Annotated in this window: 30 protein-coding genes, 1 tRNA gene and 1 riboswitch; of the genes, 11 read left to right on the forward strand and 20 right to left on the reverse strand. The window is 69.2% G+C overall.

All coding sequences use genetic code 11. The annotated features are described in order from the left end of the window. Nucleotides 1-34: 34 nt before the first annotated feature. Nucleotides 35-2,416: a transglycosylase domain-containing protein gene (locus tag ABKA17_RS37190; protein WP_353696789.1), complete on the forward strand. Its 2,382-nt coding sequence runs from the start codon at nt 35-37 to the stop codon at nt 2,414-2,416. On the opposite strand, the gene ABKA17_RS37195 is transcribed toward ABKA17_RS37190, so the two are convergent. From ABKA17_RS37195 to ABKA17_RS37205, 3 genes are all read right to left on the reverse strand, one after another. After that, nucleotides 2,410-2,730 carry a DMT family transporter gene (locus tag ABKA17_RS37195; protein WP_327717350.1) on the reverse strand — a complete coding sequence of 107 codons (321 nt, stop codon included), beginning with the start codon at nt 2,728-2,730 and terminating at the stop codon, nt 2,410-2,412. The two genes, ABKA17_RS37190 and ABKA17_RS37195, sit on opposite strands and share 7 nt — an antisense overlap. A 34-nt stretch (nt 2,731-2,764) precedes the next feature. Beyond that, a riboswitch (guanidine-III (ykkC-III) riboswitch) is annotated at nt 2,765-2,834 on the reverse strand. Nucleotides 2,835-2,885: 51 nt separating this feature from the next. Further along, a complete protein-coding gene (locus ABKA17_RS37200) occupies nt 2,886-3,188 on the reverse strand; it encodes a GroES family chaperonin (protein WP_206327683.1) in 303 nt (100 codons plus the stop codon). 99 nt (nt 3,189-3,287) lie between these two features. Further along, nucleotides 3,288-3,617: a DUF3618 domain-containing protein gene (locus ABKA17_RS37205; RefSeq protein WP_353696790.1), complete on the reverse strand. Its 330-nt coding sequence runs from the start codon at nt 3,615-3,617 to the stop codon at nt 3,288-3,290. Nucleotides 3,618-3,712: 95 nt separating this feature from the next. Here ABKA17_RS37205 and bcp point away from each other — a divergent pair, with 95 nt between their 5' ends. The 4 genes from bcp (at nt 3,713) to ABKA17_RS37225 (ending at nt 5,721) form a co-directional block, all read left to right on the forward strand. After that, nucleotides 3,713-4,180, forward strand: coding sequence for a thioredoxin-dependent thiol peroxidase (gene bcp, locus ABKA17_RS37210; RefSeq protein ID WP_353696791.1), 468 nt, complete (start codon nt 3,713-3,715; stop codon nt 4,178-4,180). 141 nt (nt 4,181-4,321) lie between these two features. Then, nucleotides 4,322-4,963, forward strand: coding sequence for an HNH endonuclease signature motif containing protein (locus ABKA17_RS37215; RefSeq protein WP_353696792.1), 642 nt, complete (start codon nt 4,322-4,324; stop codon nt 4,961-4,963). Beyond that, entirely contained in the window at nt 4,960-5,643 is a 684-nt protein-coding gene (locus ABKA17_RS37220; protein WP_353696793.1) for an HNH endonuclease, read from the forward strand. The genes ABKA17_RS37215 and ABKA17_RS37220 overlap by 4 nt, the downstream gene beginning before the upstream one ends. A gap of 2 nt (nt 5,644-5,645) precedes the next feature. Further along, nucleotides 5,646-5,721: transfer RNA gene (locus ABKA17_RS37225), tRNA-Leu, on the forward strand. A 48-nt stretch (nt 5,722-5,769) separates the two neighbouring features. Here the strand turns inward: ABKA17_RS37225 and rdgB are convergent. The 4 genes from rdgB to ABKA17_RS37245 form a co-directional block, all read right to left on the reverse strand. Further along, nucleotides 5,770-6,372: an RdgB/HAM1 family non-canonical purine NTP pyrophosphatase gene (gene rdgB, locus ABKA17_RS37230; RefSeq protein WP_353696794.1), complete on the reverse strand. Its 603-nt coding sequence runs from the start codon at nt 6,370-6,372 to the stop codon at nt 5,770-5,772. A gap of 42 nt (nt 6,373-6,414) precedes the next feature. Further along, nucleotides 6,415-6,813, reverse strand: a complete 399-nt coding sequence (locus ABKA17_RS37235; protein ID WP_353696795.1) for a hypothetical protein — start codon at nt 6,811-6,813, stop codon at nt 6,415-6,417. Between the two features lie 142 nt (nt 6,814-6,955). Beyond that, on the reverse strand, nt 6,956-7,693 hold the full coding sequence (gene rph, locus ABKA17_RS37240) for a ribonuclease PH (RefSeq protein ID WP_353696796.1): 738 nt from the start codon (nt 7,691-7,693) through the stop codon (nt 6,956-6,958). A 79-nt stretch (nt 7,694-7,772) separates the two neighbouring features. Beyond that, a complete protein-coding gene (locus ABKA17_RS37245; protein WP_171144364.1) occupies nt 7,773-8,006 on the reverse strand; it encodes a PTS sugar transporter subunit IIB in 234 nt (77 codons plus the stop codon). A gap of 127 nt (nt 8,007-8,133) precedes the next feature. Here ABKA17_RS37245 and ABKA17_RS37250 point away from each other — a divergent pair, with 127 nt between their 5' ends. Together ABKA17_RS37250 and ABKA17_RS37255 are read left to right on the forward strand one after the other, a co-directional pair. Further along, on the forward strand, nt 8,134-9,429 hold the full coding sequence (locus ABKA17_RS37250) for a PTS transporter subunit EIIC (protein ID WP_353696797.1): 1,296 nt from the start codon (nt 8,134-8,136) through the stop codon (nt 9,427-9,429). Nucleotides 9,430-9,540: 111 nt separating this feature from the next. Further along, nucleotides 9,541-10,791, forward strand: a complete 1,251-nt coding sequence (locus ABKA17_RS37255) for a PTS transporter subunit EIIC (protein ID WP_353696798.1) — start codon at nt 9,541-9,543, stop codon at nt 10,789-10,791. A 75-nt stretch (nt 10,792-10,866) separates the two neighbouring features. Here ABKA17_RS37255 and ABKA17_RS37260 read toward each other — a convergent pair whose 3' ends face one another. Continuing rightward, nucleotides 10,867-11,619, reverse strand: a complete 753-nt coding sequence (locus tag ABKA17_RS37260) for an MBL fold metallo-hydrolase (protein ID WP_353696799.1) — start codon at nt 11,617-11,619, stop codon at nt 10,867-10,869. A gap of 223 nt (nt 11,620-11,842) precedes the next feature. Between ABKA17_RS37260 and ABKA17_RS37265 the strand changes: the two genes are divergently transcribed. After that, the gene (locus tag ABKA17_RS37265) at nt 11,843-12,298 is read left to right on the forward strand and encodes a type II toxin-antitoxin system PemK/MazF family toxin (RefSeq protein ID WP_353696800.1); all 456 of its coding nucleotides are present in this window, start codon (nt 11,843-11,845) and stop codon (nt 12,296-12,298) included. Nucleotides 12,299-12,302: 4 nt separating this feature from the next. Here the strand turns inward: ABKA17_RS37265 and ABKA17_RS37270 are convergent, their stop codons facing one another. The 8 genes from ABKA17_RS37270 to clpS all read right to left on the reverse strand — a co-directional run bounded on the left by ABKA17_RS37270 (nt 12,303) and on the right by clpS (nt 18,267). After that, nucleotides 12,303-13,253, reverse strand: a complete 951-nt coding sequence (locus tag ABKA17_RS37270; protein ID WP_353696801.1) for a PLP-dependent cysteine synthase family protein — start codon at nt 13,251-13,253, stop codon at nt 12,303-12,305. Between the two features lie 5 nt (nt 13,254-13,258). After that, nucleotides 13,259-13,537 carry a MoaD/ThiS family protein gene (locus ABKA17_RS37275; protein WP_353696802.1) on the reverse strand — a complete coding sequence of 93 codons (279 nt, stop codon included), beginning with the start codon at nt 13,535-13,537 and terminating at the stop codon, nt 13,259-13,261. Nucleotides 13,538-13,653: 116 nt separating this feature from the next. Continuing rightward, the gene (locus ABKA17_RS37280; protein ID WP_310736469.1) at nt 13,654-13,749 is read right to left on the reverse strand and encodes a putative leader peptide; all 96 of its coding nucleotides are present in this window, start codon (nt 13,747-13,749) and stop codon (nt 13,654-13,656) included. Between the two features lie 115 nt (nt 13,750-13,864). Then, nucleotides 13,865-14,887, reverse strand: a complete 1,023-nt coding sequence (locus tag ABKA17_RS37285) for a LacI family DNA-binding transcriptional regulator (protein ID WP_353696803.1) — start codon at nt 14,885-14,887, stop codon at nt 13,865-13,867. Nucleotides 14,888-14,951: 64 nt separating this feature from the next. Then, on the reverse strand, nt 14,952-15,374 hold the full coding sequence (locus ABKA17_RS37290) for a M67 family metallopeptidase (RefSeq protein WP_353696804.1): 423 nt from the start codon (nt 15,372-15,374) through the stop codon (nt 14,952-14,954). A 134-nt stretch (nt 15,375-15,508) separates the two neighbouring features. Continuing rightward, nucleotides 15,509-16,948, reverse strand: a complete 1,440-nt coding sequence (locus tag ABKA17_RS37295) for an amino acid permease (RefSeq protein ID WP_353696805.1) — start codon at nt 16,946-16,948, stop codon at nt 15,509-15,511. 384 nt (nt 16,949-17,332) lie between these two features. Then, on the reverse strand, nt 17,333-17,935 hold the full coding sequence (locus tag ABKA17_RS37300; RefSeq protein ID WP_353696806.1) for a DUF2017 domain-containing protein: 603 nt from the start codon (nt 17,933-17,935) through the stop codon (nt 17,333-17,335). Nucleotides 17,936-17,949: 14 nt separating this feature from the next. Next, entirely contained in the window at nt 17,950-18,267 is a 318-nt protein-coding gene (gene clpS / locus ABKA17_RS37305) for an ATP-dependent Clp protease adapter ClpS (protein WP_353696807.1), read from the reverse strand. Nucleotides 18,268-18,325: 58 nt separating this feature from the next. Between clpS and ABKA17_RS37310 the strand changes: the two genes are divergently transcribed. Together ABKA17_RS37310 and ABKA17_RS37315 are read left to right on the forward strand one after the other, a co-directional pair. Further along, entirely contained in the window at nt 18,326-19,675 is a 1,350-nt protein-coding gene (locus ABKA17_RS37310; RefSeq protein ID WP_353696808.1) for a nicotinate phosphoribosyltransferase, read from the forward strand. Between the two features lie 95 nt (nt 19,676-19,770). Further along, nucleotides 19,771-20,361, forward strand: coding sequence for an isochorismatase family protein (locus tag ABKA17_RS37315; protein ID WP_353696809.1), 591 nt, complete (start codon nt 19,771-19,773; stop codon nt 20,359-20,361). Nucleotides 20,362-20,390: 29 nt separating this feature from the next. Here the strand turns inward: ABKA17_RS37315 and ABKA17_RS37320 are convergent, their stop codons facing one another. Further along, nucleotides 20,391-20,735: a hypothetical protein gene (locus ABKA17_RS37320; protein ID WP_353696810.1), complete on the reverse strand. Its 345-nt coding sequence runs from the start codon at nt 20,733-20,735 to the stop codon at nt 20,391-20,393. Between the two features lie 122 nt (nt 20,736-20,857). Next, nucleotides 20,858-23,194: an immune inhibitor A domain-containing protein gene (locus tag ABKA17_RS37325; protein ID WP_353696811.1), complete on the reverse strand. Its 2,337-nt coding sequence runs from the start codon at nt 23,192-23,194 to the stop codon at nt 20,858-20,860. 348 nt (nt 23,195-23,542) lie between these two features. Between ABKA17_RS37325 and ABKA17_RS37330 the strand changes: the two genes are divergently transcribed. Further along, nucleotides 23,543-23,833 carry a hypothetical protein gene (locus ABKA17_RS37330; RefSeq protein WP_353696812.1) on the forward strand — a complete coding sequence of 97 codons (291 nt, stop codon included), beginning with the start codon at nt 23,543-23,545 and terminating at the stop codon, nt 23,831-23,833. An 18-nt stretch (nt 23,834-23,851) separates the two neighbouring features. On the opposite strand, the gene ABKA17_RS37335 is transcribed toward ABKA17_RS37330, so the two are convergent. Together ABKA17_RS37335 and ABKA17_RS37340 are read right to left on the reverse strand one after the other, a co-directional pair. Beyond that, complete coding sequence (locus ABKA17_RS37335) at nt 23,852-24,514, reverse strand: RDD family protein (RefSeq protein ID WP_353696813.1); 663 nt, start codon at nt 24,512-24,514, stop codon at nt 23,852-23,854. Between the two features lie 89 nt (nt 24,515-24,603). Continuing rightward, complete coding sequence (locus ABKA17_RS37340) at nt 24,604-26,166, reverse strand: RDD family protein (RefSeq protein ID WP_353696814.1); 1,563 nt, start codon at nt 26,164-26,166, stop codon at nt 24,604-24,606. Nucleotides 26,167-26,318: the final 152 nt, after the last annotated feature.

Raw genomic sequence — 26,318 nt, forward strand, 5'->3', positions numbered from 1 at the left:
ACGTAAAGACGTAAAACAGGAGTCCGTGCACGACATGAGCGACGAGCCGCAGCCGCAGCAGCCGAACCAGGGCTGGGCACCCAGAGAACCCCAGGCGGCCGAAGCGCCCGGCGGGAAGAAGCCCAAGCGGCCCAAGCGGACCGGGTGGCGGCGGATCATCCCCACCTGGCGCATGGTGCTCGGTACCTTCGTCCTCGGGATACTGCTGCTGATCGGCCTGTTCTTCCTCGGCTACTCGCTGGTGAAGATCCCGCCCGCCAACGCCCTCGCCACCAAGCAGTCCAACGTCTACCTGTACGCGGACGGCTCCCAGCTCGCCCGCGACGGCGAGGTCAACCGCGAGAACGTCAGCCTCTCCCAGGTCTCCGTGGCGGCCCAGCGCGCCGTACTGGCCGCCGAGGACCGCGACTTCTACTCCGAGTCCGCGATCGACCCCAAGGCGATGCTGCGCGCCGGCTGGAACACCGCGACCGGCAAGGGCACCCAGTCGGGCTCCACGATCACTCAGCAGTACGTGAAGAACTACTACCTGGCCCAGGAACAGACCGTCACCCGCAAGGTGAAGGAGTTCTTCATCTCCATCAAGCTGGACCGGGAGAAGTCCAAGGCCGAGATCCTCGAGGGCTACCTCAACACCAGCTACTTCGGCCGCAACTCCTACGGCATCCAGGCCGCCGCCCAGGCCTACTACGGCAAGGACGCCACCAGCCTCTCCGCGGCCCAGGGCGCCTATCTCGCCGCGCTGCTCAACGCGCCCAGCGAGTACGACGTCGTCGCCCACCCGCAGAACAAGCCGGCCGCCGTGGCCCGCTGGAACTACGTCCTGGACGGCATGGTCAAGGAGGGCTGGCTCAAGCAGTCCGAGCGCGCCGGCCTGAAGTTCCCGATGCCGAAGGAGGCCACCGTCTCCACCGGTATGTCCGGGCAGCGCGGTTACCTCGTCAACGCCGTCAACGACTACCTGGCCGAGAACAAGATCCTCACCGCGGACGAGCTCGACGCCGGCGGCTACCGGATCACCACCACCATCCAGAAGAGCAAGCAGGACGCCTTCGTCGACGCCGTCAACGACAAGCTGATGGACAAGCTCGACAAGAAGGACCGCAAGGTCGACTCCTACGTCCGCGCGGGCGGCGCCTCGGTCGACCCGAAGACCGGGCAGGTCGTCGCCATGTACGGCGGCATCGACTACGTGAAGCAGTACACGAACAACGCCACCCGCCGGGACTTCCAGGTCGGCTCCACCTTCAAGCCCTTCGTGTTCACCTCGGCCGTCGAGAACGCCTCCACGACCCAGGACGGCCGCACCATCACCCCGAACACGATCTACGACGGCACCAACAAGCGCCCCGTCGAGGGCTGGACCGGCGGCAGCTACGACCCCGCCAACGAGGACGACGTGTCGTACGGCGACATCACCGTCCGCACCGCCACCGACAAGTCGGTGAACTCGGTGTACGCGCAGATGGCCGTCGACGTCGGCTCCGACAAGGTCGAGCAGACCGCGATCGACCTCGGCATCCCCTCCGACACCCCCGACCTGAACGCGTCGCCGTCCATCGCGCTCGGGGTGAACACCGCCAGCGTCCTCGACATGGCGGAGGCGTACGCCACGCTCGCCAACCACGGCAAGCACGGCACGTACACGATGATCAAGAGCATCACCAAGGACGGCAAGGACGTCGTCGAACTGCCGAAGCGGAAGAGCTCCCAGGTCGTCAGCCGCGAGGCCGCCGACACCACGACCTCCATCCTCCAGAGCGTCGTCGACAACGGCACCGCCACCGCCGCCCAGGCCGCGGGCCGCCCGGCCGCCGGCAAGACCGGCACGGCCGAGGAGGACCAGGCCGCCTGGTTCGCCGGCTATACCCCCGACCTCGCCACCGTCGTCGCGGTGATGGGCCAGGACCCGGTCACCGCCAAGCACAAGTCGCTCTACGGCGTGATGGGCCTGCCGCGCATCAACGGCGGCGGGGCGCCCACCGAGATCTGGTCCCAGTTCACCAAGACCGCCCTCAAGGGCAAGTCGGCCACCGAGTTCGACCTCCAGCTCCAGGAGGGCGCCGACGTCGTCGAGACGCCCTCGCAGGAGCCGAGCTTCGAACCGCCGGAGGACACCGAGGGGCAGGACAACGGCGGCACGACCGACGGTGGCCAGGACACGGGCGGCCAGACCGACGGCGGCACGACGGGCGACACCACGACCACCGGCGGGACGACCGGCGACACCACCACGGGTGGCACGACGGGCGACACGACCACCACGGGCGGGACGACCGGCGACACGACCACCACCGGCGGCGGTACCACCGGGGACACCACCACGGGTGGCACCACGGGAGACACGTCCACCGGCGGCACGACGACCGGTACGACAGGCGGTACGACGGCGGGCGGGGACCCACCGAATCAGTGACCGGAGGTCGCCTTCAGCCCCACGACGGCGACCAGCAGCAGACACACGAAGAAGATCCGGGCGGCGGTGGCCGGCTCCCCCAGCACCACCATGCCGAGCACCGCCGCCCCGGCGGCCCCGATGCCCACCCACACGCCGTACGCGGTACCGATGGGAAGGGTCTTGGCGGCGTGCGACAGCAGCACCATGCTCGCGACGATCCCGGCACCGGTGAACAGACTGGGAACCAACCGGGTGAAACCGTCGGTGTACTTCATCCCGATCGACCAGCCGACCTCGAGCAGACCGGCGACGACAAGCAGAACCCAGGCCATGACAGGCACCTCCGAGACGCGGATTTCTTCACGGGGTGCGTCGTCTTTGCGTTACAGCCCGGTACGGCGCGTCTCGTCGGGTCGTCCTTCGAAGATAGCAAAGCTACGACAAAAGGGGCCGGTGACGATGGTCACCAGCCCCTTCCGGCTTGGATCTACAGGTACAGGCCGGTCGAGTCCTCGGAGCCCTCGAACCGGTCCGCGGCCACGGCATGCAGGTCGCGCTCGCGCATGAGCACATAGGCGACGCCCCGCACCTCGACCTCGGCCCGGTCCTCGGGGTCGTACAGAACCCGGTCCCCCGGCTCGACGGTCCGTACGTTCTGCCCGACCGCGACGACGTCGGCCCAGGCCAGCCGCTTGCCGACAGCCGCGGTGGCGGGAATGAGGATGCCGCCACCGGAACGCCGCTCGCCCTCACCGGCGTCCTGCCGCACGAGTACACGGTCGTGCAGCATCCGGATGGGCAGCTTGTCGTGCGGGGTGTTGTCTCTGTTGGCGCTCACGGCTGAGAACCTACCTGCCTGAAGGGGTTACGTCCGCGCCCGGGTCGGCTCTTACGCCCTACGACGCCGGGTGCCCAGGGCGAGCAGCCCCACGAGCCCCACGGCGACGAGCGCCACGGGCACGATGCGCTCGAGGCGGGGGGCGCCCTCCTCGTCGACGAACCGGGCCTTGGTGTCGCTGACGACCCGGTTGACTCCGACGTAGGCCCGCCCGAGGGTGTGGTCGATGTTGGAGACGACCTTGGCCTTGGCGTCACCGACGATCGTCTTCGGGTGCACACGCACCCCGATCTCATCGAGGGTCTCGGCCAGGGTCTCGCGGCGGCGCTTGATGTCCGCCTCGATCTGCGCCGGGGTTCTGGTGTCCGACGTGTCCGCCACCGTACGGCCTCCGAGGTGTCTGCTGATGCTGTTGCGGACAGTCTGTCAGTTCGCCGGGCGACCGCACTGTCAGCACCCCCGGTTAGGCTGGCCCGATGAGCGAGCGACTCCAGCCCGGGGACGTGGCCCCCGCCTTCACCCTCCCCGACGCCGACGGCAACGACGTGTCCCTCTCGGACCACAAAGGCCGCAAGGTCATCGTCTACTTCTACCCGGCGGCCCTGACCCCCGGCTGCACGAAGCAGGCCTGCGACTTCACGGACAACCTGGAGGTCCTGGCCGGCGCCGGCTACGACGTCATCGGCATCTCCCCCGACAAGCCCGAGAAGCTGGCCAAGTTCCGCGACAAGGAGAACCTCAGGATCACCCTCCTCGCGGACCCCGAGAAGACGGTCACCGAGACCTACGCGGCCTACGGCGAGAAGAAGAACTACGGCAAGACCTACATGGGCGTCATCCGCTCCACGATCATCGTGGACGAGGAGGGCAAGGTCGAACGGGCCCTGTACAACGTCCGAGCGACAGGCCACGTAGCGAAGATCATCAAGGACCTGGGTATCTGACACCTCGCTTCCGCAGACCGAGCGGCCCACACCGGGATGACCTGGTGCGGGCCGCTTCACATGTCGGGCGTGACTGTCCGATCAGCGGTTCGTTACTCCGTACGGGCCACGAACGCGTGGCCGGGAACGGAGGGGAACGGTATGGGGGCCAGCGCGTATCCGAGGGAGCGGCTCGAGGAGGCGGCTCGGGGGGCTCGGACGTTGTCTGAGGCGTTGGGGACGCTGGGGGTGGACCCTCGGAGCTCGACGCGGCGATACGTCTACGAGCGGATGAAGAAACTCGGGGTGGATGTCTCGCACTTCGAGCGGGAGGGAGTGAAGTGGACGCGGGAGCTCCTTCAGGAGGCGGTCTCGGCGTCGACGAACATGTGCGAGGTGCTGCGGCATCTCGGACTCGAGGTCGTCGGCGGTCACCACACGCACATCAGCCGTCGGATCAAGACGTACGGCATCGATGTCTCGCACTTCCAGATGCCGACGCAGCGGGGCAGGGTCTGGCGCCCCCGCACAGCGGAGGCTCTGCTCGTCGAGCAGCCAGTCGGTCAGGCGCGGCGCGTCCCGAGTGATCGGCTCAGGTGGGCGCTGACGACCACGGGCATGGCGGAGCGCTGCGCCATGTGCGGCATGAACGCGGTCTGGCGGGGCCACCCGCTCCCCCTGGAGGTCGACCACGTCGACGGCAACTGGCGGGACAATCGGATCGAGAACCTGCGGCTGCTGTGTCCCAACTGCCACTCGACGACGGACAGTTACCGGGGGCGCGGCAAAGGCAGGGCTTCATGAGCGGCGGCGTGCAGTACACCCGCGAACGGCTGGTCGAGGCTGCCGCGCAGTGCTCCAGCATCGAGGAGGTCATCGCCTTCTTCGGCACACGGCCGTACGGCCGGCTTCGTCGCCACCTGTTCCGGCGCTTCGAGCACTTCGGGATCGACGTCTCGCACATGCCCCGTCAGAGGCGGATGAAGGCAGCGCCCACGAAACCGACCACTGACGAGTTGCGCCTGGCGGTCGAGGGAGCAACCTCCATCGCGGGTACGCTCCGCGTCCTGGGAAAGGACCCCTACAGCAGCAGGCTGCGTGCCGAGTTCCACTGCTGGGTCGCCGAGGATGGTCTCGACATCTCTCACTTCCTGGGGCAGGCGCATCAACGCGGCGGGCCAGGCACTACGCCTCTCCGGCGCGCCGGGGACATCCTGGTTCGACACGACGCCACACGGCGAACCAGGACCCACCTGCTCCGCCGCGCACTCCTGGAAGTGGGTGTGCCTGAGGAGTGCGCCGAGTGCGGCACCGCCCCCGAGTGGCTCGGCAGGCCCATGACGCTGGAGGTCGATCACATCAACGGGGACTGGAGCGACGACCGGCGGGAGAACCTGCGATTGCTGTGTCCCAACTGCCACGCGATCACCAGCACCTGGTGCAGGGGAGGCAACAGGTCGCGACCAAGTACCAGTAAGCTGTAGGTGGGGCCGTAGCCCAATTTGGCAGGAGGCACCACTTTTAGGTAGTGGACAGTGCGAGTTCGAGTCTCGTCGGCCCCACCTTCAGGGCGCGGTTCCCCACAGGGGCACCGCGCCCTGCCGCACTCCTCAGCCCAACAGCTCCCGCACCACCGGCACCAGCGCCCGGAACGCCTGACCGCGATGGCTGATCGCGTTCTTCTCCTCGGCCGTCAACTCCGCGCACGTTCGCGTGTCTCCCTCCGGCTGGAGGATCGGGTCGTAGCCGAAGCCGTTCGTGCCGACGGGAGCGTGCCGGAGTACACCCCTCAGGCGGCCCTCGACCACCCTCTCCGTGCCGTCCGGCAATGCCAGGGCTGCTGCGCAGGCGAAGTGGGCGGCTCGGTGTTCGTCGGCGATGTCCGAGAGTTGGGCCAGGAGAAGGGACAGGTTGGCCTTGTCGTCGCCGTGCTTGCCTGCCCAGCGGGCCGAGAAGATGCCCGGGGCGCCATTCAACACGTCTACGCACAGGCCCGAGTCGTCGGCCACCGCCGGGAGGCCCGTCGCCTGGGCCAGGGCGTGGGCCTTGAGGAGTGCGTTTTCGGCGAAGGTCACGCCGGTTTCCTTGACGTCCGGGATCTCCGGGTACGCGTCCGCGCCGACCAGGTCGTGGGGCAGGCCTGCGTCGGCGAGGATGGCGTGGAGTTCGGTGATTTTCCCGGCGTTGCGGGTGGCGAGGATCAGGCGGGTCATGGGGTCCAGTATTGCCGTCTCACCCGGCCCGCCCGGCCCCGATTACGACGTACAGACCTTCGTCAGCTCGCCCGCCGCGTCCGTGATGGGGCTGAGGTCGGGCGTCTCGTCGCCGTTCTTCACTGCCGTACGGACGTTGTTGACGGCCTCGTTGAGGTTGTCGACCGCGGTGTTGACGTCGGCGTTGTCGGTCTTGTCGCCGATGTCGTCGAGGTTCTTGTCGATGGAGGCGAGGGCCTCGTCGATCTGGGTCGGGTCGTTGGACGCGTTCTCGACGGCCTGCTGGAGGTCGGTCACGCTGTCGGCGACGGCCTCGGCGGTCTGGACGCAGTCCAGGGCCTTGTTGACCGCGTCGCAGCCGGTCGTGAGTCCCACCGTCAGTCCGACGGCCGCCACCACTGCGGCGATGGCGGTACCTCGACGGCGTCGGCTCTCGGCCATGGTGATGATCCTCCCTTGCTCAGCCCCAAGGGCCCCCGTGTACTGGCCGGGCGTACAGCGGTGTGCCGTACGCCCGTACCCGTAGTGACGCGAGCGCGGCCGGGCGGGTTGCCCGTTCCGCCCGCTTTTCTTGGCGCGTCCTTTACTCTTCGAGGACGGTATCAAGGGCCTTGCGCTGGAGGACAGCGAGTTCCGTGCAGCCCGAAACCGCCAGGTCCAGCAGGGAGTTCAGCTCGTCGCGGGCGAAGGGCTCGGCCTCCGCGGTGCCCTGGACCTCGACGAAGCGGCCGTCGCCGGTGCAGACGACGTTCATGTCGGTCTCGGCGCGGACGTCCTCCTCGTAGCAGAGGTCCAGGAGCGGGACGCCGCCGACGATGCCGACCGAGACCGCGGAGACGGTTCCGGTCAGGGGCTGGCGGCCGGCCTTGATCAGCTTCTTGCCCTGGGCCCAGGAGATCGCGTCGGCCAGTGCCACGTACGCGCCGGTGATGGCGGCGGTACGGGTGCCGCCGTCGGCCTGGAGGACGTCGCAGTCGAGGACGATGGTGTTCTCGCCGAGCGCCTTGTAGTCGATGACCGCGCGCAGCGAGCGGCCGATCAGGCGGGAGATCTCGTGAGTGCGGCCGCCGATCTTGCCGCGGACGGATTCGCGGTCGCCGCGGGTGTTGGTGGCGCGGGGCAGCATGGAGTACTCGGCGGTGACCCAGCCCTCGCCGCTGCCCTTGCGCCAGCGGGGGACGCCTTCGGTGACCGAGGCGGTGCAGAAGACCTTCGTGTCGCCGAAGGAGACGAGGACGGAGCCCTCGGCGTGCTTGCTCCAGCCGCGTTCGATGGTGACGGGGCGGAGCTGTTCGGGGGTGCGGCCGTCGATTCGAGACATGGCGCTGAGCCTAGCGGCACATACGGAAGGGGCTCCTCCCGCGGGTGGGAGGAGCCCCTTCGACGGTGAGCCCGGTGGCTCACATCATGTCTTCGATCTCCGCGGCGATGGGGTCGGCGTCGGTGCCGATGACGACCTGGATCGCGGTGCCCATCTTGACGACTCCGTGGGCGCCGGCGGCCTTGAGGGCGGCTTCGTCGACGAGTGCCGCGTTGTGGACCTCGGTGCGCAGGCGGGTGATGCAGCCCTCGACTTCTTCGATGTTGTCGATGCCGCCGAGTCCGGCGACGATCTTCTCTGCCTTGGTGGCCATGTCGGTCTCCTCATGCACAGTTGGCCCAACTTCGCGAGCGATTGCGCCGAACGTACCGAAAGATGACGTCACAGCAACCCAATCGTCCGTAACTGGTCTACACCACCTGACAGGCGGTCGCCAACTCATGAGTTCTGAGAACGAGACCGAGATCTCGCCCGCACGCCGGCGCTGGCAGTCGGCGTTCCAGGGGCTTCAGAAGATGGGACGGAGCCTTCAGCTCCCCATCGCCGTCCTGCCGGCCGCCGGCATCCTCAACCGGCTCGGGCAGCCGGACGTGTTCGGGGACGACGGGCTGGGGTGGACGAACGTCGCCAAGGTGATGGGCGGCGCGGGTGGGGCCCTGCTGGACGGTTCCCTGGGGCTGCCGCTGCTGTTCTGTGTGGGTGTCGCCATCGGCATGGCGAAGAAGTCGGACGGTTCGACGGCGCTGGCCGCGGTGGTCGGGTTCCTCGTCTACTACACCGTGCTGCGGCAGTTCCCGGAGGACTGCGCGGTCGGAGCGAGGGCGCTCGACAAGATCGGCTGCCAGGCCGCGGACAACTCGGTGTCCGCCTTCAGCTATCAGAACCCCGGTGTCTTCGGCGGCATCATCATGGGGCTCCTGGCCGCGTTCTTCTGGGCGCGCTACCACCGTACGAAGCTCGTCGACTGGCTCGGCTTCTTCAACGGCCGCCGACTCGTCCCGATCATCATGGCGTTCGTGGCGATCGCGTTCGCGGCGCTGTGTCTGTGGATCTGGCCGCCGATCGGTGACGGGCTCGAGAACTTCAGTGACTGGCTGAGCGACGCGGGCGCGTGGGGTGCGGGCATCTTCGGTATCGCCAACCGGGCGCTGCTGGTGATCGGGCTGCACCAGTTCCTCAACGTGCCCATCTGGTTCCAGTTCGGCACGTACACCAAGCCGGACGGCACCGAGGTGCACGGCGACATCAACATGTTCCTGGCGGGCGACCCGGACGCGGGTCAGTTCACGTCCGGGTTCTTCCCGATCATGATGTTCGCGCTCCCGGCGGCGGCGCTCGCCATCACGCACTGCGCGAAACCGCACCGCCGCAAGGAGGTCGGCGGTCTGATGCTCTCGGTCGCGCTGACGTCGTTCGTCACCGGTATCACCGAGCCGATCGAGTACTCGTTCCTGTTCATCGCGCCGCTGTTGTACGTGGTCCACGCGTTGCTGACGGGTGTGTCGATGGCGGTGACGTGGGGGCTCGGGGTGCACGACGGGTTCAGCTTCTCGGCCGGGTTGATCGACTACGTCATCAACTGGAATCTGGCGACGAGACCGTGGGCGATCATCCCGATCGGTCTGTGTTTCGCGGTCCTCTACTACGTGATCTTCCGGTTCGCGATCACGAAGTTCGATCTCAAGACTCCGGGCAGGGAGCCGGAGGAGGAGGTCGAGGACGTCACGAAGGTCTGACCGTACGTAGCGTTCCGGTTGCGGAATTGACGGGTTCCTTATATCGGCCTCCATCGTGTACAACAGGTCTACACCACTGAGTGGTGTAGACCACCACCCGATGGAGGACGTATGAGCACCGCCACCGACACGGCGGCCCCCGCGAAGAAGCGGGGATCCGGTCTTTTCCAGGGCCTGCAGAAGGTCGGCCGCAGCCTTCAGCTTCCGATCGCCGTGCTGCCGGCGGCGGGCATCCTGCTCCGACTCGGCCAGCCCGATGTCTTCGGCAAGGACGGTCTGGGCTGGGGCAAGGTGGCGGATGTGTTCGCCACCGCCGGCGACGCCGTGTTCGCCAACCTCCCCCTGCTGTTCTGCGTGGGCATCGCCATCGGCTTCGCCAAGAAGGCCGACGGTTCGACCGCGCTCGCCGCGCTGGTGGGCTTCCTCGTCTACAAGAACGTCCTCACCGCGTTCCCGATCACCGACGCCAAGGTCACCAAGGGCGCCGACGTCGCCGCCACGTACAACGACCCCAAGGTCTTCGGCGGCATCATCATGGGCCTGATAGCCGCCGTCACCTGGCAGCGCTTCCACCGCACCAAGCTCCCCGACTGGCTGGGCTTCTTCAACGGCCGCCGTCTGGTGCCGATCCTGATGGCCTTCATCGGCACCGCCGTCGGCGTCTTCTTCGGCCTGGTCTGGGAGCCCATCGGTGATGTGATCACCAACTTCGGTGAGTGGATGACCGGCCTCGGCGCCGTCGGCGCGGGCATCTTCGGCGCGATCAACCGTGCTCTGCTCCCCGTCGGCATGCACCAGTTCGTCAACACCGTGGCCTGGCAGGAGATCGGCTCCTTCAAGGACTCCACCGGTGCCGTCTGGCACGGTGACCTGCCCCGCTTCTTCCACGGCGACCCGACCGCCGGCCAGTTCATGACCGGCTTCTTCCCGATCATGATGTTCGCCCTCCCGGCGGCCGCCCTGGCGATCACGCACACCGCCCGTCCCGAGCGCCGCAAGGCCGTCGGCGGCATGATGCTCTCGCTCGCGCTGACCTCGTTCGTCACCGGTATCACCGAGCCGATCGAGTTCGCGTTCATGTTCATCGCGCCGGTGCTCTACGTCATCCACGCGGTCCTGACCGCCGTCTCCATGGCCGTCACCTGGGCCCTGGGCGTCCATCACGGCTTCAGCTTCTCGGCCGGCGCGATCGACTACTTCCTCAACTGGAACCTGGCCACCAAGCCCTGGATGATCATCCCCATCGGTCTGGTGTTCGCGGCGATCTACTACTTCACGTTCCGCTTCGCCATCATCAGGTTCAACATCGCCACCCCGGGCCGCGAGCCCGAGGAGGAGGTCGAGGACCTCACCAAGGCGTGAGACCCGACCGCCGTACGGCATGACGAAGGCCCCGGAACCGGGCAGGTTCCGGGGCCTTCGTGCACGTACGAGGACTCAGATCTCGTACGACACCCTCGGCGCCGCCAGTTCCACCGGACCGTCGTACACCGCGCGCGCGTCGGCCAGGTTGGCCCGCGGGTCGGTCCACGGGGGGATGTGGGTGAGGACCAGGCGGCGGGCGCCTGCCCGGGTCGCCGTCTCGCCCGCCTCGCGGCCGTTGAGGTGCAGGTCGGGGATGTCCTCCTTGCCGTGCGTGAAGGCGGCCTCGCACAGGAACAGGTCGGTGTCCCGGGCGAGTTCGTCCAGGGCCGGGGTGACACCGGTGTCGCCGGAGTACGTCAGCGACCTGCCGCCGTGCTCGACGCGGATGCCGTACGCCTCGACCGGGTGCGCCACGCGCTCGGTGTGGACGGTGAACGGGCCTACCTCGAAGGTGGACGGCTTGACCGTGTGGAAGTCGAAGACCTCGCTCATGGAGGAGGCGGAGGGGGTGTCGGCGTAGGCCGTGGTCAGACGGTGTTCGGTGCCCTCGGGGCCGTAGACCGGGATGGGGTCGCAGCGGCCGCCCTCGTGGCGGTAGTAGCGCGCGACGAAGTACGCGCACATGTCGATGCAGTGGTCGGCGTGCAGATGGCTGAGGAAGATCGCGTCGAGGTCGTAGAGACCGCAGTGGCGCTGCAGCTCGCCAAGGGCACCGTTGCCCATGTCGAGAAGCAGCCGGAAGCCGTCGGCCTCTACGAGGTAGCTCGAGCAGGCCGATTCCGCGGACGGGAACGACCCCGAGCAGCCGACGACGGTGAGCTTCATAAAGCAGAAACCTCCGCTGGCGGGAAATCCAGAAGATCGGGAGACGGTGACTCGGGGTTCGTGCGGTGCGTCGAGCGTAAGGCGCAAAACCCCCCGTCGCTCCTCCGCCAAGGGCCGTTGTGGGCGAACTCACCTGTGGTGTCACCGGTTCGGCTGGACCGGGGGCGCGTGCGGCTTGCGAGAAGGCGCGCGGGGCGGATCGTGCGCCGGTAACGTCGTCCTCATGGACACGTCCTGGTGGTTGGCGCTCGCGGCGGTGGTGCTGCTCGCGTTGGTTGCCACGCTCGTGGACGGGTGGGGGCGGGGGAGCAGGCCGCAGGGGCGCAGGACGCGGCCGCCGGGGCGTCCGGGGCGGCGGACCGGCGCCGCGCGTCCGCAGCCCGCGGAGATCTGGTGGGCGAACGTGCCCTTCGAGGACGGGCCGGGGGCGAAGGACCGGCCGTGTCTGGTGCTCGCGGTGCGCGGGCGGCGCGCGGTCGTCGCGAAGATCACCAGCAAGTACCACGACGAGCGGGCCGGGGTGATCCCGTTGCCGCCGGGTGCGGTGGGCGATGCCCATGGCCGCGCGAGCTTCCTGGAGACGGACGAGCTGCGCGAGGTGGCGGTGTGGGACTTCCGGCGGCGGGTGGGGGTGGTGGACCCGGTCCTGTGGGACCAGGTCCGTCACCTGGCGAGTTAGGGCCTCAGGCCCAGAGCTGGCCCTGCAGGGTCTCGATGGCCTCTTCCGTCGTCGCCGCCGTGTAGACGCCCGTCGAGAGGTACTTCCAGCCGCCGTCGGCGACGACGAACACGATGTCCGCGCTCTCCCCCGCCTTCAGCGCCTTGTTGCCGACGCCGATCGCGGCGTGCAGGGCCGCGCCGGTCGAGACGCCCGCGAAGATGCCCTCCTGCTGGAGGAGTTCCCGGGTGCGGGTGACCGCGTCGGCCGAGCCGACGGAGAAGCGCGTGGTCAGGACCGAGGCGTCGTAGAGCTCGGGTACGAAGCCCTCGTCGAGGTTCCGCAGCCCGTACACCAGGTCGTCGTAGCGCGGCTCGGCGGCGACGACCTTGACGTCCGGCTTGTGCTCGCGGAGGTAGCGGCCGACGCCCATGAGGGTGCCGGTGGTGCCGAGGCCCGCCACGAAGTGGGTGATGGAGGGCAGGTCCGTGAGGATCTCCGGGCCGGTGGTGGCGTAGTGGGCGCCCGCGTTGTCCGGGTTGCCGTACTGGTAGAGCATCACCCAGTCGGGGTGCTCGGCGGAGAGTTCCTTGGCGACCCGTACGGCGGTGTTGGAGCCGCCTGCCGCGGGCGAGGGGATGATCTCCGCGCCCCACATGGCGAGCAGCTCCCGGCGCTCCTGCGAGGTGTTCTCGGGCATCACGCAGACCATGCGGTAGCCCTTGAGCTTGGCGGCCATGGCGAGCGAGATGCCGGTGTTGCCGCTGGTCGGCTCCAGGATGGTGCAGCCCGGGGTGAGGCGGCCGTCCTTCTCCGCCTGCTCGATCATGTGCAGGGCGGGGCGGTCCTTGACCGAGCCGGTGGGGTTGCGGTCCTCCAGCTTGGCCCAGATGCGGACGTCGTCGGACGGCGACAGCCGCGGCAGGCGCACCAGAGGGGTGTTGCCCACCGCGGCCAGCGGGGAGTCGTAACGCATCGAGATCAGGCCATGCCGCCGGCCACGGCCGGCAGGATCGTGACGTTGTCGCCGTCGGCGAGCTTGGTGTTGATGCCCTCCAGGAAGCGGACGTCCTCGTCGTTGAGGTAGACGTTGACGAAGCGGCGCAGCTCGCCGCCGTCCACGATGCGGGCCTGGACGCCCGGGTGGCGGGTCTCGAGGTCGGCGAAGAGCTCGGCGAGGGTGTCCCCGTTGCCCTCCACCGCCTTCTGGCCGTCGGTGTAGGTGCGGAGGATGGTGGGGATGCGGACCTCGATGGCCATGGCTCAGGGCTCCTGTCGGGAAGTGTCTGGTCGGTGGGCGCGCGGCAGCGCATTTCAGCAGGTCGTGCGTGTGTGGCGCGCCGCGGCTCACGGCCGTACGGCGGCAGGGGGCAGCGTCAACAGATGGCGCTGGCGAGCCTGCACAGGTCGACGTGCAGCCGCGCCACGAGCAGCATGCCCGGCGTCTTCTCGCTCACGTCGTCAAAAACCATGGGCTCATCGTATCGATTCCCGGTCCGGGTCCCGGAATGTGATCCCACATGGTGGACGGTTTCCGGCCGGGGAGTGAGACCGGCCTGTTCAGGCGGCCCGGTTCGGGGCCATGGCTCAGGCGGATGCGCGCAGCACGAGCCGGGTCGGTACGACGACCGAGGGCAGGTCCGAGGGGCGGTCGAACAGCAGTCGGGCCATCAGCCGGCCCATGCCCTCCACGTCCTGATGGACGGTGGTCAGCGGCGGCTGCGTCGACTCCGCGATCTCGGCGAGGTCGTCGAAGCCGACGACGGCCACGTCCTCGGGGACCCGGCGCCCGTGCCGCTCCAGGATCTCCAGGGCGCCGGAGGCCATGAGGTCGGAGGCGGCGAAGACGGCGTCCAGGTCGGGGCGCCGGTCCAGGAGGGCGGCCATGGCGTCGGCGCCGCCCCGCCGGGTGTAGTCGGCGCGTTCGATCAGGTCGTCGGGGGCGTCCGGGAGGACGTCGCGGTATCCGGCGAGGCGCTCGGCGGCGGACTGTTCCTGGTCGTGGGGGCCGGTGATGGTGGCGATGCGCTGGCGGCCCAGGGAGGTCAGGTGCCCGACGGCCTGCCGGGCTCCGCCGCGGTTGTCGCCGTCGACCCAGGCGTGGCCGCGGACGGTGTCGCCGTCGCGCAGCAGGGGGCGGCCGCCGAAGACGGCGGGCAGGCCGAGGCGGCCGATCATGTCGTGCAGCCGGCCGCCGGGGTGCAGGGAGAAGAGGATGGCGCCGTCGACATGGCCGCCGCCGAGGTAGTCGGCCACGCGCGCGTGGTCCTCCGGGTCGTCCAGGAAGAGCAGGACGGCCTGGGCGCCGTGGGCGGCGAGCTCCCGGCGGATGCCGCGCAGCAGGCAGTCGAAGTACGGGTCGAGGAAGAGCCGGTTGTCCGGCTGGTCCGCGACGACGGCGACGGCACCGGTGCGGTGGGTGACGAGCTGGCGGGCGGCCTGGTTGGGGACGTAACCCAGCTCGGCGATGACCCGCCGGACCTCTTCGACGACCTCGGCCCGCACCTTGGGCTCGCCGTTGATCACCCGCGAGACCGTCGATCTCGACACCCCGGAACTGCGCGCGACGTCCTCGATCGTGGGGCGCTGTCCGTGCGGGCGTCGTGTCAACACCGTCTCCGATGGGGCGAGTTGGTCGGGCGTACGGTGATCAGTATGCCGCCCGGCACCCCGCTCAGTACGCCTCGACGACCGTGACCTCCTCCTCCGTGATCGCGCCGTCGACGATCCGGTAGGAGCGGAACTGGAACTCGCCGAGGCCGTCGGTGTCGGCGGTGGAGACCAGGACGTAGTGGGCGCCGGGCTCGTTGGCGTAGGAGACGTCGGTGCGGGAGGGGTAGGCCTCGGTGGCGGTGTGGGAGTGGTAGATGACGACCGGCTCCTCGTCGCGGTCGTCCATCTCCCGGTAGAGCTTGAGGAGATCGCCGGAGTCGAACTCGTAGAACGTGGGCGACATGGCCGCGTTCAGCATCGGGATGAAGCGCTCGGGGCGGTCGGAGCCGGCCGGGCCCGCGACGACGCCGCACGCCTCGTCGGGGTGGTCCTTGCGCGCGTGCGCGACGATCTGGTCGACGAGGGCCTGGGTGATGGTCAGCATGCTGGCCAGGATAAGCAGAGGGGCCGCCCCGTACCGACAGGTGGTACGGGGCGGCCCATATGCCGGACGTCTTGAGCGGCGACGGCAGGGGGTTCCACGAGAACTCCCGGCCGCTGGACGTCCGTCAGGAGTGGTCAGCCGACCTTCTCGAACTCCGGCTCGCGCCGATCGGCGATCTCCGGATTACGACTCTTCAGCACAGCCCAGCCGATCCCGAGCGCGGCGGCCCAGCCGGCCATCACGTACAGGCAGACGCGGGACTCGGAGTCGTAGGCGATGAGGCCGGTGACGAAGAGCAGGAAGGCGATGGCGACGTACGAGCCCTTGGAGCCGCCCGGCGCCGGGAAGGAGGAGGCGGGCAGGCGGCCGGCCTCCACCGCGCGGCGGTACAGGACGTGGCTGATCAGGATCATCAGCCAGGTCCAGATGCCGGCCGCGGTGGCGACGGAGACGACGTAGCCGAAGGCCTTCTCCGGGACGATGTAGTTGAGGACGACGCCGATGCCCATGAAGAGGACGGAGATCGTGATGGCGAGGGCCGGGGTCTTCGTCACGGACAGCTTGTTGAAGGCCTTGGGGGCCTCGCCGCTGTCGGCCAGGGTGCGGAGCATGCGGCCCGTGGAGTACATCCCGGAGTTGCAGGAGGAAAGGGCCGCGGTCAGTACGACGAAGTTGACGATGCCGGCGCCCGCCGGGATGCCGATCATCGCGAAGGCCTTCACGAAGGGGCTGACGCCGGGTGCGAACTCGGTCCACTTCACGACGCAGAGGATGACGGTGAGGGCACCGACGTAGAACAGGCCGATGCGCCAGGGCAGGGTGTTGATCGCCTTGGGGAGGGTCTTCTCGGGGTTCTCGGACTCACCGGCGGTGACGCCGACGAGCTCGACGGCGAGGTAGGCGAACATGACGCCCTGGAGGGTCATCAGGGACGAGCCGATGCCCTTGGGGAAGAAGCCGTCGAAGGCCCAGAGGTTGGAGACGGCGGCGGTGTCGCCGGCGGCGCTGAAGCCGAAGGTGAGGACGCCGAGGCCGATCACGATCATGCCTATGAGGGCGGTGACCTTGATCATCGAGAACCAGAACTCGATCTCGCCGAACAGCTTCACCGAGATCAGGTTGGCCACGAAGAGGACGACCAGGAAGGCCAGCGCGGAGGCCCACTGCGGGATGTCCGGGAACCAGTAGTGGATGTAGATCGCGGCGGCGGTCAGTTCCGCCATGCCGGTGACGACCCACAGCAGCCAGTACGTCCAGCCGGTGAAGTAGCCGAAGAAAGGGCCGAGGAACTCGCGGGAGTACTCCGCGAAGGAGCCCGAGACGGGGCGGTAGAGCAGGAGTTCGCCGAGCGCCCGCATGATGAAGAAGATGATGACGCCGGCGACCGCGTACATCAGGATGAGGCTGGGGCCCGCCTTGGCGATGTTCGCCCCGGCATTGAGGAAGAGACCGACGCCGATGGCGCCGCCGATCGCGATCATCTGGACCTGGCGGCTGCCGAGGCCGCGCTCGTAACCCTCTTCCGACGCGTTCGGGGCCTTCTCCGAACCTGTGTCGACCTGAGCGGAGGTCATATGTGTGGTGCGCCTTTCTCCATACCGACCCGGGCCTCTCGTCGGCCTCGGATCGGTTCTCGATCCCCCCGGATGAATGGAGCGGAGCGGGCTCGGGGAAGAACGGGTGCGTTCCTGAGCTTCCCCGGGTTCGCTCATGCCAGGCCGGCGGTGGCCGGCGCGGTGGCGCACCCGGTCGAACATACGGGTGGTGTTCGCCGGGCGGTCGTGAAGATTTATCACGGCGGAAACATTGATCGCCCGGGCGGTAAGTGACGCACGACACAGGGAGAAGTGGACAAAAAACACCCCGGCGGGCATTCATGGCCGCCGGGGTGACGCGATCGTTATTCGGATTTGAGCGTCCTCTGAGCGAACACAAGAGGGGCGCGAAACCGCCACAAGTCAGGGCAGAAGTGTGGAGACGAGCGTCTCCTGGAGTCCGCCCAGCCACAGATAGGCCATCACCATCGGCTTGCGGGGGTCCTCGTCCGGGAGCCGGTAGAGGAGGTCGGTGTCCTCCTCGTCGGTGATCTCCAGCCGGGAGCCGATGGCGAGCCGCAGGTCGTTGAGGGCGCCGAGCCACTGCTTCGACTCCTCCGGCGACAGCTTGAGCACCGCCCCGCCGTCGTCCACCGGACTCAGCGCGTCCAGGGTGCGGATCACCGCGAGGGCGCTGTCCCGCTTGCCGGCCCTGAGGTCGTTCTCGGTGTAGCGGCGGAACTCCGAGGAGTACGCCTTCTGCTCCTCGGCCTCCTTGGGCCCGGGCGTGCCCTCGGGGTCGCTGTAGGCGTCCGGGAAGAGCCGCCTGAGCACCGGGTCGGAGGGCGGCTCGCTCGGGCCCTCCGCGAACAGCTCGGCGAGCGGGTCGTCGGAGGCGTCCTCGGCGGGGCCGGGGCCGATGAGCTCCAGGAGCTGGACGGCCAGCGACCGGATGATGGAGATCTCGACGTCGTCGAGCGCGACGGCCGCGCCGCCGCCGGGGAGCGGTTCGAATTGTCCAGGCATGAAGGTCAGTTCAGCTACTTCCGGTCCTGCTGGAGGGTGGCCCACAGACCGTAGCCGTGCATGGCCTGCACGTCGCGCTCCATCTCCTCGCGACTGCCGCTGGAGACGACCGCCCGGCCCTTGTGGTGAACGTCGAGCATGAGCTTGGTGGCCTTGTCCTTGGAGTACCCGAAGTAGGCCTGGAACACGTAGGTCACATAGCTCATGAGGTTGACCGGGTCGTTGTGGACGATGGTGACCCAGGGGACGTCCGGCTCGGGGACGGCGAAGACCTCTTCCGCCGACTCGGTACGTTCGATCTCTACGGGAGCGGGTGACGTCACAGGGCCCATGCTGCCACGGCCACTACAAATCGTCACACTGACGTAAAGGGGTGTAGCATCCCTTGCCATGAACACAGCGGACCTTGGGCTGCCGGTGGATGTTCCCTCGACGGCGCTCTTCACGGATCAGTACGAGCTGACGATGCTCCAGGCGGCACTGAAGGCGGGTACCGCCGAGCGGCGGAGCGTCTTCGAGGTCTTCACCCGGCGGCTGCCGGAGGGGCGGCGCTACGGCGTCGTCGCGGGCACCGGGCGGGTCCTGGACGCCATCGAGAACTTCCGCTTCGACGCGGGCGTCCTCGGCTTCCTGCGGGAGCGGGACATCGTCGACGAGGAGACCCTGGACTGGCTCGCCTCGTACCGGTTCTCCGGTGACGTCTGGGGCTACCCGGAGGGCGAGGTGTACTTCCCGGGCTCGCCGATCATGCGGGTGGAGGGCTCCTTCGCCGAGTGCGTGCTGCTGGAGACGGTGATCCTCTCCATCCTCAACCACGACTCGGCGATCGCCGCGGCCGCCTCGCGGATGGCCTCGGCCGCCGGGGGCCGCCCACTCATCGAGATGGGCGCCCGCCGCACCCACGAGCTCGCGGCCGTCGCCGCCTCGCGCGCCGCGTACCTCGGCGGCTTCGCCTCCACCTCCGACCTGGCGGCGGGCTTCCGCTACAACATCCCCACCGTCGGCACCTCCGCGCACGCCTTCACCCTCCTGCACGACCGGGAGCGGGACGCCTTCCAGGCCCAGGTGAACTCGCTGGGCCGGAACACCACGCTGCTCGTCGACACCTACGACGTCGCGGAGGCCGTCCGCACGGCCGTGGAGGTCGCGGGGCCCGAGCTCGGCGCCGTCCGCATCGACTCCGGGGACCTGCTCCTCGTCGCCCACCGGGTGCGACAGCAGCTGGACGAGCTGGGCGCGACCGACACCAAGATCATCGTGACCTCGGACCTCGACGAGTACGCCATCGCCTCGCTCGCGGCGGCGCCCGTGGACGCGTACGGCGTCGGCACCCAGCTGGTGACCGGCTCCGGGCACCCGACCTGCTCGATGGTCTACAAGCTGGTCGCGCGCGCCGAGTCCGCCGACGTCAGGGCGCCGCTGGTGCCGGTCGCGAAGAAGTCGTCCGGCGGCAAGAGCTCCGTCGGCGGGCGCAAGTGGGCGGCCCGGCGGCTGGACGCGGACGGGGTCGCGGAGGCCGAGGTCGTCGGCACGGGAGCTGTGCCGGGCGAGCTCGCGGACCGGCAGCTGCTGGTCGAGCTGGTCAAGGGCGGCGAGGTCGTGGCACGCGAGCCGCTGGACGTCGTACGCGACCGGCACATCGCCGCGCGGGACGGGCTGCCGCTGTCGGCGACCCAGCTCTCGCGCGGGGAACCCGTCATTCCGACGGAGTACGTACAGGGGCGCTCGGGTAGCCAGTAGGGGGCTGAACCAGGCTCCAGGGCGGGTGCGCCCTCCCGCAGCGCCGTCGAAGTCTCTAGGCTCGTAAGTTCACTCTTAGTCGAAGGACACCCACCATGCGCCGCGCCTTGATCGTCGTCGACGTACAGAACGACTTCTGCGAAGGGGGCAGCCTCGCGGTGGCCGGGGGTGCCGATGTGGCCGCCGCCGTCACCGAGCTGATCGGGCAGGCGGCCGGTTCCGGGTACCAGCACGTGGTGGCCACCCGCGACCACCACATCGCGCCCGGCGGCCACTTCGCCGACAACCCCGACTACGCGCACTCCTGGCCCGCGCACTGTGTCGCCGGCACCGAGGGCGTGGGCTTCCACCCGAACTTCGCCCCCGCCGTCGCCTCCGGCGCCATCGACGCCGTCTTCGACAAGGGCGCCTACTCGGCGGCCTACAGCGGCTTCGAGGGCGCCGACGAGAACGGCGTCCCGCTGGCCGACTGGCTCCGGGCCCGGGAGGTCGTGGAGGTGGACGTCGTGGGCATCGCGACCGACCACTGCGTACGGGCCACGGCGCTGGACGCGGCCCGCGAGGGCTTCCGTACGCAGGTGCTGCTCGACCTGACCGCGGGTGTGGCCGCCGAGACGACCGACCGCGCGCTGGAGGAGCTGCGCCAGGCAGGCGTGGAGCTCTCGGGGAAGCCGGTCGTCGCCTAGGGCCTGCGGTCGCGCCGGGCGGCCGGCGGTTACGCCGAGGCCGCCGGCCTTCTCATCAGCGCCCGGATCGGGTGCCACAGCTCCTGGGCGAGCTCCGGCCCCATGGCGACAGCGTTGTCAGGGGCCGTGCGCCATATCAGGCCGTCCGGGTGATGGAGGACCGCGGTGACCTCGTCCGGGGTCGGCGGGGCCCCGTTGCCGCGCAGGTAGACCGCCCGCAGGCCCAGGTTGCGGAGCCTGGTCAGGGCTCGTGCGCGGTTCTGGGCGTGGACGAGGACACGGACGCAGCCCGTGCCGTCGGTGGTGGGTCTGGGCAGGTTCAGCGCCACCACCACGCTGCCGGTCGGCAGCTTGCAGAAACCTCCTGCGGCCATGCAGTCACACCCCCGTGTGCACCGGTGTCAATAAGAAAGTCATCAGGACGCACCTAAACACGATCGGCGGCGACCCGCCAGGGGGTCACCGCCGATTCGCTTCTGACCTGCGCAAATGCCGGTTACTTCACCGCACGACCCACTTCGAGCCAGATCATGGAGCCGTTCTTGGCCTCCTTGACGATCTTGATCTTGGTGTTGGTGTCAGTGAGCTTCACGCCCGCGAACGGAGTCGTCGCGTCGTAGTACGTGCTCGTGTGGTCGTTGAAGACCGACACGCCCTTCGACGAAGGGATGCGCGTCGCGACGTCCGCGTTGTGCAGCGTGACGCCGTCCGTGCGGGACAGGCTGAAGGGCGAGTCGTAGGACTGGATGCGGCTGCGCATCGGCGTGCCGTCGGACCACTTCAGCGCGGTCGGGTGCGAGTCGATCGGCAGCAGCAGACCGGTGCCGGCGTGCTCGCTGGTGTTGTTGTCCGGCTGGGAGGTGTCCCACTTCCAGATCAACAGGCCGTTCTGGTACGGGAAGTGCTCCACCCAGCTCGGACGGGTCTTGGAGAAGCCGTAGTTGTAGGGACCGACCTTCAACGTCCGGTCGTACGACACGTATTGGCGGTTCTCGGCGATGTAGTACTGGGCATAGTCCTTGGTGAAGGAGGCGCCCACGCGCGAGAAGCCCTTCGCCGTCCAGGCCGCGTCCGCGCTCTCGGCGTCGTCGGCGAACAGCGCGGCGCCGTCGGCGGTCACCGAGATCCGGTCCGCCGCGAAGCCCTGCTTGGCCACGCCGCCGTCGGTGTAGTAGCGGAAGCGCAGGTCGATCTTCTGACCCGCGTAGGCGTCGAGCGGGAAGGACAGCTTCTTGTACGTCTCCGAGAAGCCGGTGATCGTGGGCTTGCCGCCGGCGTCGCGCGGGAGGGCCTGGCCGTCGGCCGTGCCGTCGATCGGGGTCCAGTTGGTGCCGCCGTCGGTGGAGACCTCGGTGTAGAGGTAGTCGTAGTTCTCCTCGGTGGCCCACCAGCCGTCGAGGGTCAGCGTCGCCGCGGACCTGCCGGTGAGGTCGACGGAACGGGCCAGCGTGTTCTTGAGGTTGTTGCCGCTGCCGCTCCACCACTGGGTGGCGCCCTGCGCGGGGGCCACGATCTCGGTGGTGACCGACTTCTTGGGCAGCTCGACGACGAGCGCCTGCTTGTTCTTGCTGTTGTACTCGGCGAGCCCCAGCTTGTGCTTGGACTTGGTCGCGGCCTTCGCCACGTCGTAGTCCAGCCAGCCCAGTTGCAGCTTGTCCCAGGCGGTCATGTCGCCGGGCATGTCGCCGATGGTGTCCTTGCCGGTGCCGAGCCAGGAGCCGGAGGACATCAGGGTCCAGAAGCCGGTGGAGTTCTCGCCGCCGGAGGTGTCGTAGTGGTCCGGCAGACCGAGGTCGTGGCCGTACTCGTGGGCGAAGACGCCGAGTCCGCCGTTCTCCGGCTGGATGGTGTAGTCGCCGACCCAGATGCCGGTGTCGCCGACCTGGGTGCCGCCGAGCCGGTTGCCCGTGGGACCGGTGGCGCCGGCGTCGGTGCCGAACGCGAACCAGCGGTGCGCCCAGATCGCGTCCTCGCCCTGTGCGCCGCCGCCCGCGGACTCGTCCTCACCGGCGTGCACGATCTGGAAGTGGTCGATGTAGCCGTCGGGCTCGTTGAAGTCGCCGTCGCCGTCGAAGTCGTTGCGGTCCCACTGGTCGAACTGGGCGATGTCGGCCTTGATCTGCGCGTCGGTGCGCCCCGCTGCCTTCTGCTGGGCGACCCAGGCGGTGACGCCGTCCTGGACCGCGTTCCAGGCGCAGGTGTCACAGGAGTTGGAGCCGTAACGGGCCTCGTTGTAGGGGACCTTGACCCAGTCGGTGACCTCGCCCTCCACCGAGTAGCGGCCCGAGGACTGCTTCTCGTAGTAGGTCTTCATCGAGGCGGTGCCGTCGCCGAAGTAGAGGTCCTCGTAGTGGGCCTTGTTGTAATCGGCCTGCCAGGCCGTGGAGTTGTCCTGGGCGCGGTCCGGCTGGGCTATCTCGTTGTGCGCCGGGCCGGCGGTGCCGCCGTAGCGGCTGTCGATCCGGTCGCCGAACTCGACGAGGATCGTGAAGATCTTGTCGGTCCGCTCGCGGCCCAGCTCGACGTACTTGCTGTCGCCCTTGCGGCTCTTGAGCTCGACGACCTGGGAGCCGTCACGGTTCTGGACCGTGGCGGCGCCGGATATGACCTGCTTCAGCGCCTCTTCGCGCTGCGCCTCGCGGGTCTTGGAGAGCGGACCGTCGAAGTCGTGCTCCCGGGTGGTCTTCGCCGGCTGCGGGTCCGTGCGGTTCACGGCGGCCGGCGCCGTGTTGGTGTCGGCCTGCGCCACGGTGAACGCGGAGATCGTCGCCGTCGCGGCGGCCAGTGCGACGGTGGTCGCGGCCGCTCTGAACGTCCAGGGTCTGCTGGGCACTCGAGTCTTCCTCCCCTAGTCAAGTGACGGCATTTGACTAAAGGTTCGGAAGAAAAGACAGACCTTGACTTGGACAGGACAACTGCACTATGCGGAGCAGGATGTCCGATTTACGAACACCTCGCGAGGATCTCGATCGACCCTCGACCGGCGCTCGCGCCTGTCCATTTCATGGACGGTATGACTCCGTGCGCCCCCCATGCACCGGTACTGTTGGTTAGGTCACGCTTACCGTTCGTTCCGCTCGGGCATGCACGCGAATAGAGTCTCTTGGCGGAACGCCCCAAAACCGGCGGAAAGCCAGGCCGACACCCCCCGTGGACCCCCACTTCCGAGGACACGATTGCCATGCCTCGTCCGACTGCCGCACAGCTCGCCTACGGTTCATTCACCGTGATCTTCTCGACGCTCGCCATGCTGCTGCTGTCCCAGACGAGTTCGGGTGTGGGGATCGCGGTCATCGCCCTCGCCGCGCTCGCCCTCGGGCTGCTCGTCGCCATGACGGTGCCGATGCCCAAGTCCCGTGTCGTCGCGGTACGCAAGCCCGCCACCGAGACGCCCGCGACGACGGAAACGCCCGTGTCCGCCTCGGTCACCGTGCTGGCGACCGAGCCGGTGCACGAGCGCGCCGCCTCCTGATCTCACCGACGCGGGTGGTCAGTTGGTGCTGACCACCACCGTCTTCGCCGCCTTGTCGTGCAGGCCCTGCTTGTAGGGCTTGTCGAAGAAGCTCCAGCCGCCCGAGATCGCGGTCCAGATGCAGGCGCAGCAGAACGCGAACGGGATCCACAGCACCGCCGAGCGCATGAGCGCGGTCTGCACGGAGGGCGTGGAGCCGTTCTCCAGGTTCGCCACCCGCATGCCGAGCCACTTCTTGCCGAGCGTCTGGCCGGAGCGGCTGATCAGGACGGTGTCGTAGGCGATGTAGAGCACGGCCGTGATGAACGACTGCGTGAACGACTTGCCGTACTCGACCTTGTCGGGGTCCACGTCGTACTCGTTGACGCCGAAACCCCAGGTGAGCAGCGCGACCACGATGAGGACGAGGATCAGGTCGATGATCCTGGCGAGCGTGCGCTTGCCGCTGTCGGCGAGCGGGGGCATGCCGGCGAGTGGGTCGGTGGGATAGCCCCCGCCTCCGCCGCCGTACGGGTCGCCACCGCCGTAGGGGCTACCGCCATAGGGACTGCCACTGCCTCCGTACGGCGGGGGCTGACTGCCGTACGGCGAGCCCGCGTCGCCCGGTGGCGGGGGCTGCTTCCTGAACGGGTCGTCTTCCGGCGGCTGCTGGCCGGAGCCGGGGGGCGGTTCGCTGCTCATGGCCCGAGTCGACCGCGAACCCCCCGGCTCCGCATCCGGCGAGCGGCCGTCCGGGGTACGGAATCCGGTGGCCCTTGTGCCGTATCCGGCTATCCCGCTACGAACGTATGTGCGGCCTTGTCGTGCCAGCACTGGCGCCACGGCCTGTCGAACAGGCCCCAGACGACACCCACGACACCGATCGCGAGCAGCCCGGGGACGCTGTAGACGAGCCAGCGGCGCAGGGCGGCGCCGAAGGACGGGGGTTCGCCGCCCTCGATGTCCCGCACCTCAAGACCGAGCAGCTTCTTGCCGAGGGTGCGGCCCCACTTGGCGGTGGGCAGCGCCTCGTAGAGGACGCCGAAGACGAGCAGGACGGCGAGGACGACACCGAGGTAGACCGAGGTCGTGCCGTCCAGGAGCCAGACGGTGACGGTCTCGCCGGAGAGCTTGGCCGCGTCGATCTTCTCGTTGACGTGGTCGAGCGCCTTGATGCCGAGCGGGAAGGCCGCCGCGCCGGTCACGCCGAGCAGGACGACGGTGTCCAGCAGCCGGGCGGTGAGCCGCTTGCCGAGGCCCGCGGGACGGGCGGAGGCCGCCCGCCGGGCGGCCGCCTGGAAGACGTCCTCCACGGGCGGCTTCCAGGGCGTGACGGGCTGGTCCTCACCGGAACCGGAGGGCTCGGCGAGGCGGTGCACCTGCTGGGCCCAGGAGGCCTGCCCGCCACCGGCGCCGCCGGCCATGGGCGTGGACTGCGCGGGCACGGAGGGCGTCGGAGCCGGGGCCGGGGCCGGCGTCTGCTGCGGTCCGGAGGGCGTGGTGGGTACGGGCGCCTGGACCTGCGCGGCCGCGGCACGGTCCGCGGCGGCCTTGCCGGCACCGAAACCGGGGGCACCGGGGGCAGCGGGCGCGGACTGCGGACCCGACACCGCGCCGGGTGCCGACGGAGGGCCGAAGCCGCCCGCCGCCTTGCCGTCGGACCGTGCGCCGCCCGTGCTCCCGCCCTGCGCCCCACCCTGCGGTGCCGTGCGCGGGGAGAGCGCCCGGAAGGTCATGGTGCCCTCGTCGCCGACGGGGCCACCGGGGGCGGGGACACCGGGAGTCGCGGCACCGGCGGGGGCGGCACCGAAGGCGGGACCGGCCGGGGCCGGGCCGTTGAACGCCGGGCCACCGCCGGACGCGGACGCGCCGCCGGCCGTCGGCCTGCGGAACACGAAGGTGTTGCCCGAGGGGGGCGCGTCGGACTCCGCGGGCGGGATCGACGCGGTGCCGTCCCCGCTGGTCGTGTCCGAGGGAAGACGGGGGTCGGTGCCCGCCGCGGCGCCCCAGGAGACGCGGCGGTCCTGGTCGCCGCCGAAGCCGGACTGGTGGTTGCGGTCGGCGCCCCAGGCGGACGCGGGCTCGGGGCGGCTGCCGTGCTGGGCGTCGGACGGGGCGGCCGCGGGCTGCGGGTCCTCGTCGAAGAAGTGCGGGCCCGTCTCCTCCACCGGCGAGGGCGCCGCCGAACCACCCTGCGGGGGCGCGGGGGCCTCGCCGTCGGACGGGGCCGGACGGCTCGTGCCCGGTACCCAGGAGGCACCGTTCCAGTACCGGACGTATCCAGGAATGGACGGGTCCGGGTAATACCCCTCGCGGGGCCTGTCGTCACCGGGTGCCGGGGTTGGGGCGCTCATGTCCGTCGTCCCGTATCTGCTCGGGGGTGAATATGGGGGGCTCCACATCTATCAGACCGGCGCAACCCCCCACCGCCAGTCCCACCGGACCCACACGTTCGAGACGTACTGAAAAAAGTTCTCCGAACCCGCGTAATGCTCGCGGGCCCACC

Source organism: Streptomyces sp. RG80 (genome assembly GCF_040446465.1).
Lineage (GTDB): Bacteria > Actinomycetota > Actinomycetes > Streptomycetales > Streptomycetaceae > Streptomyces.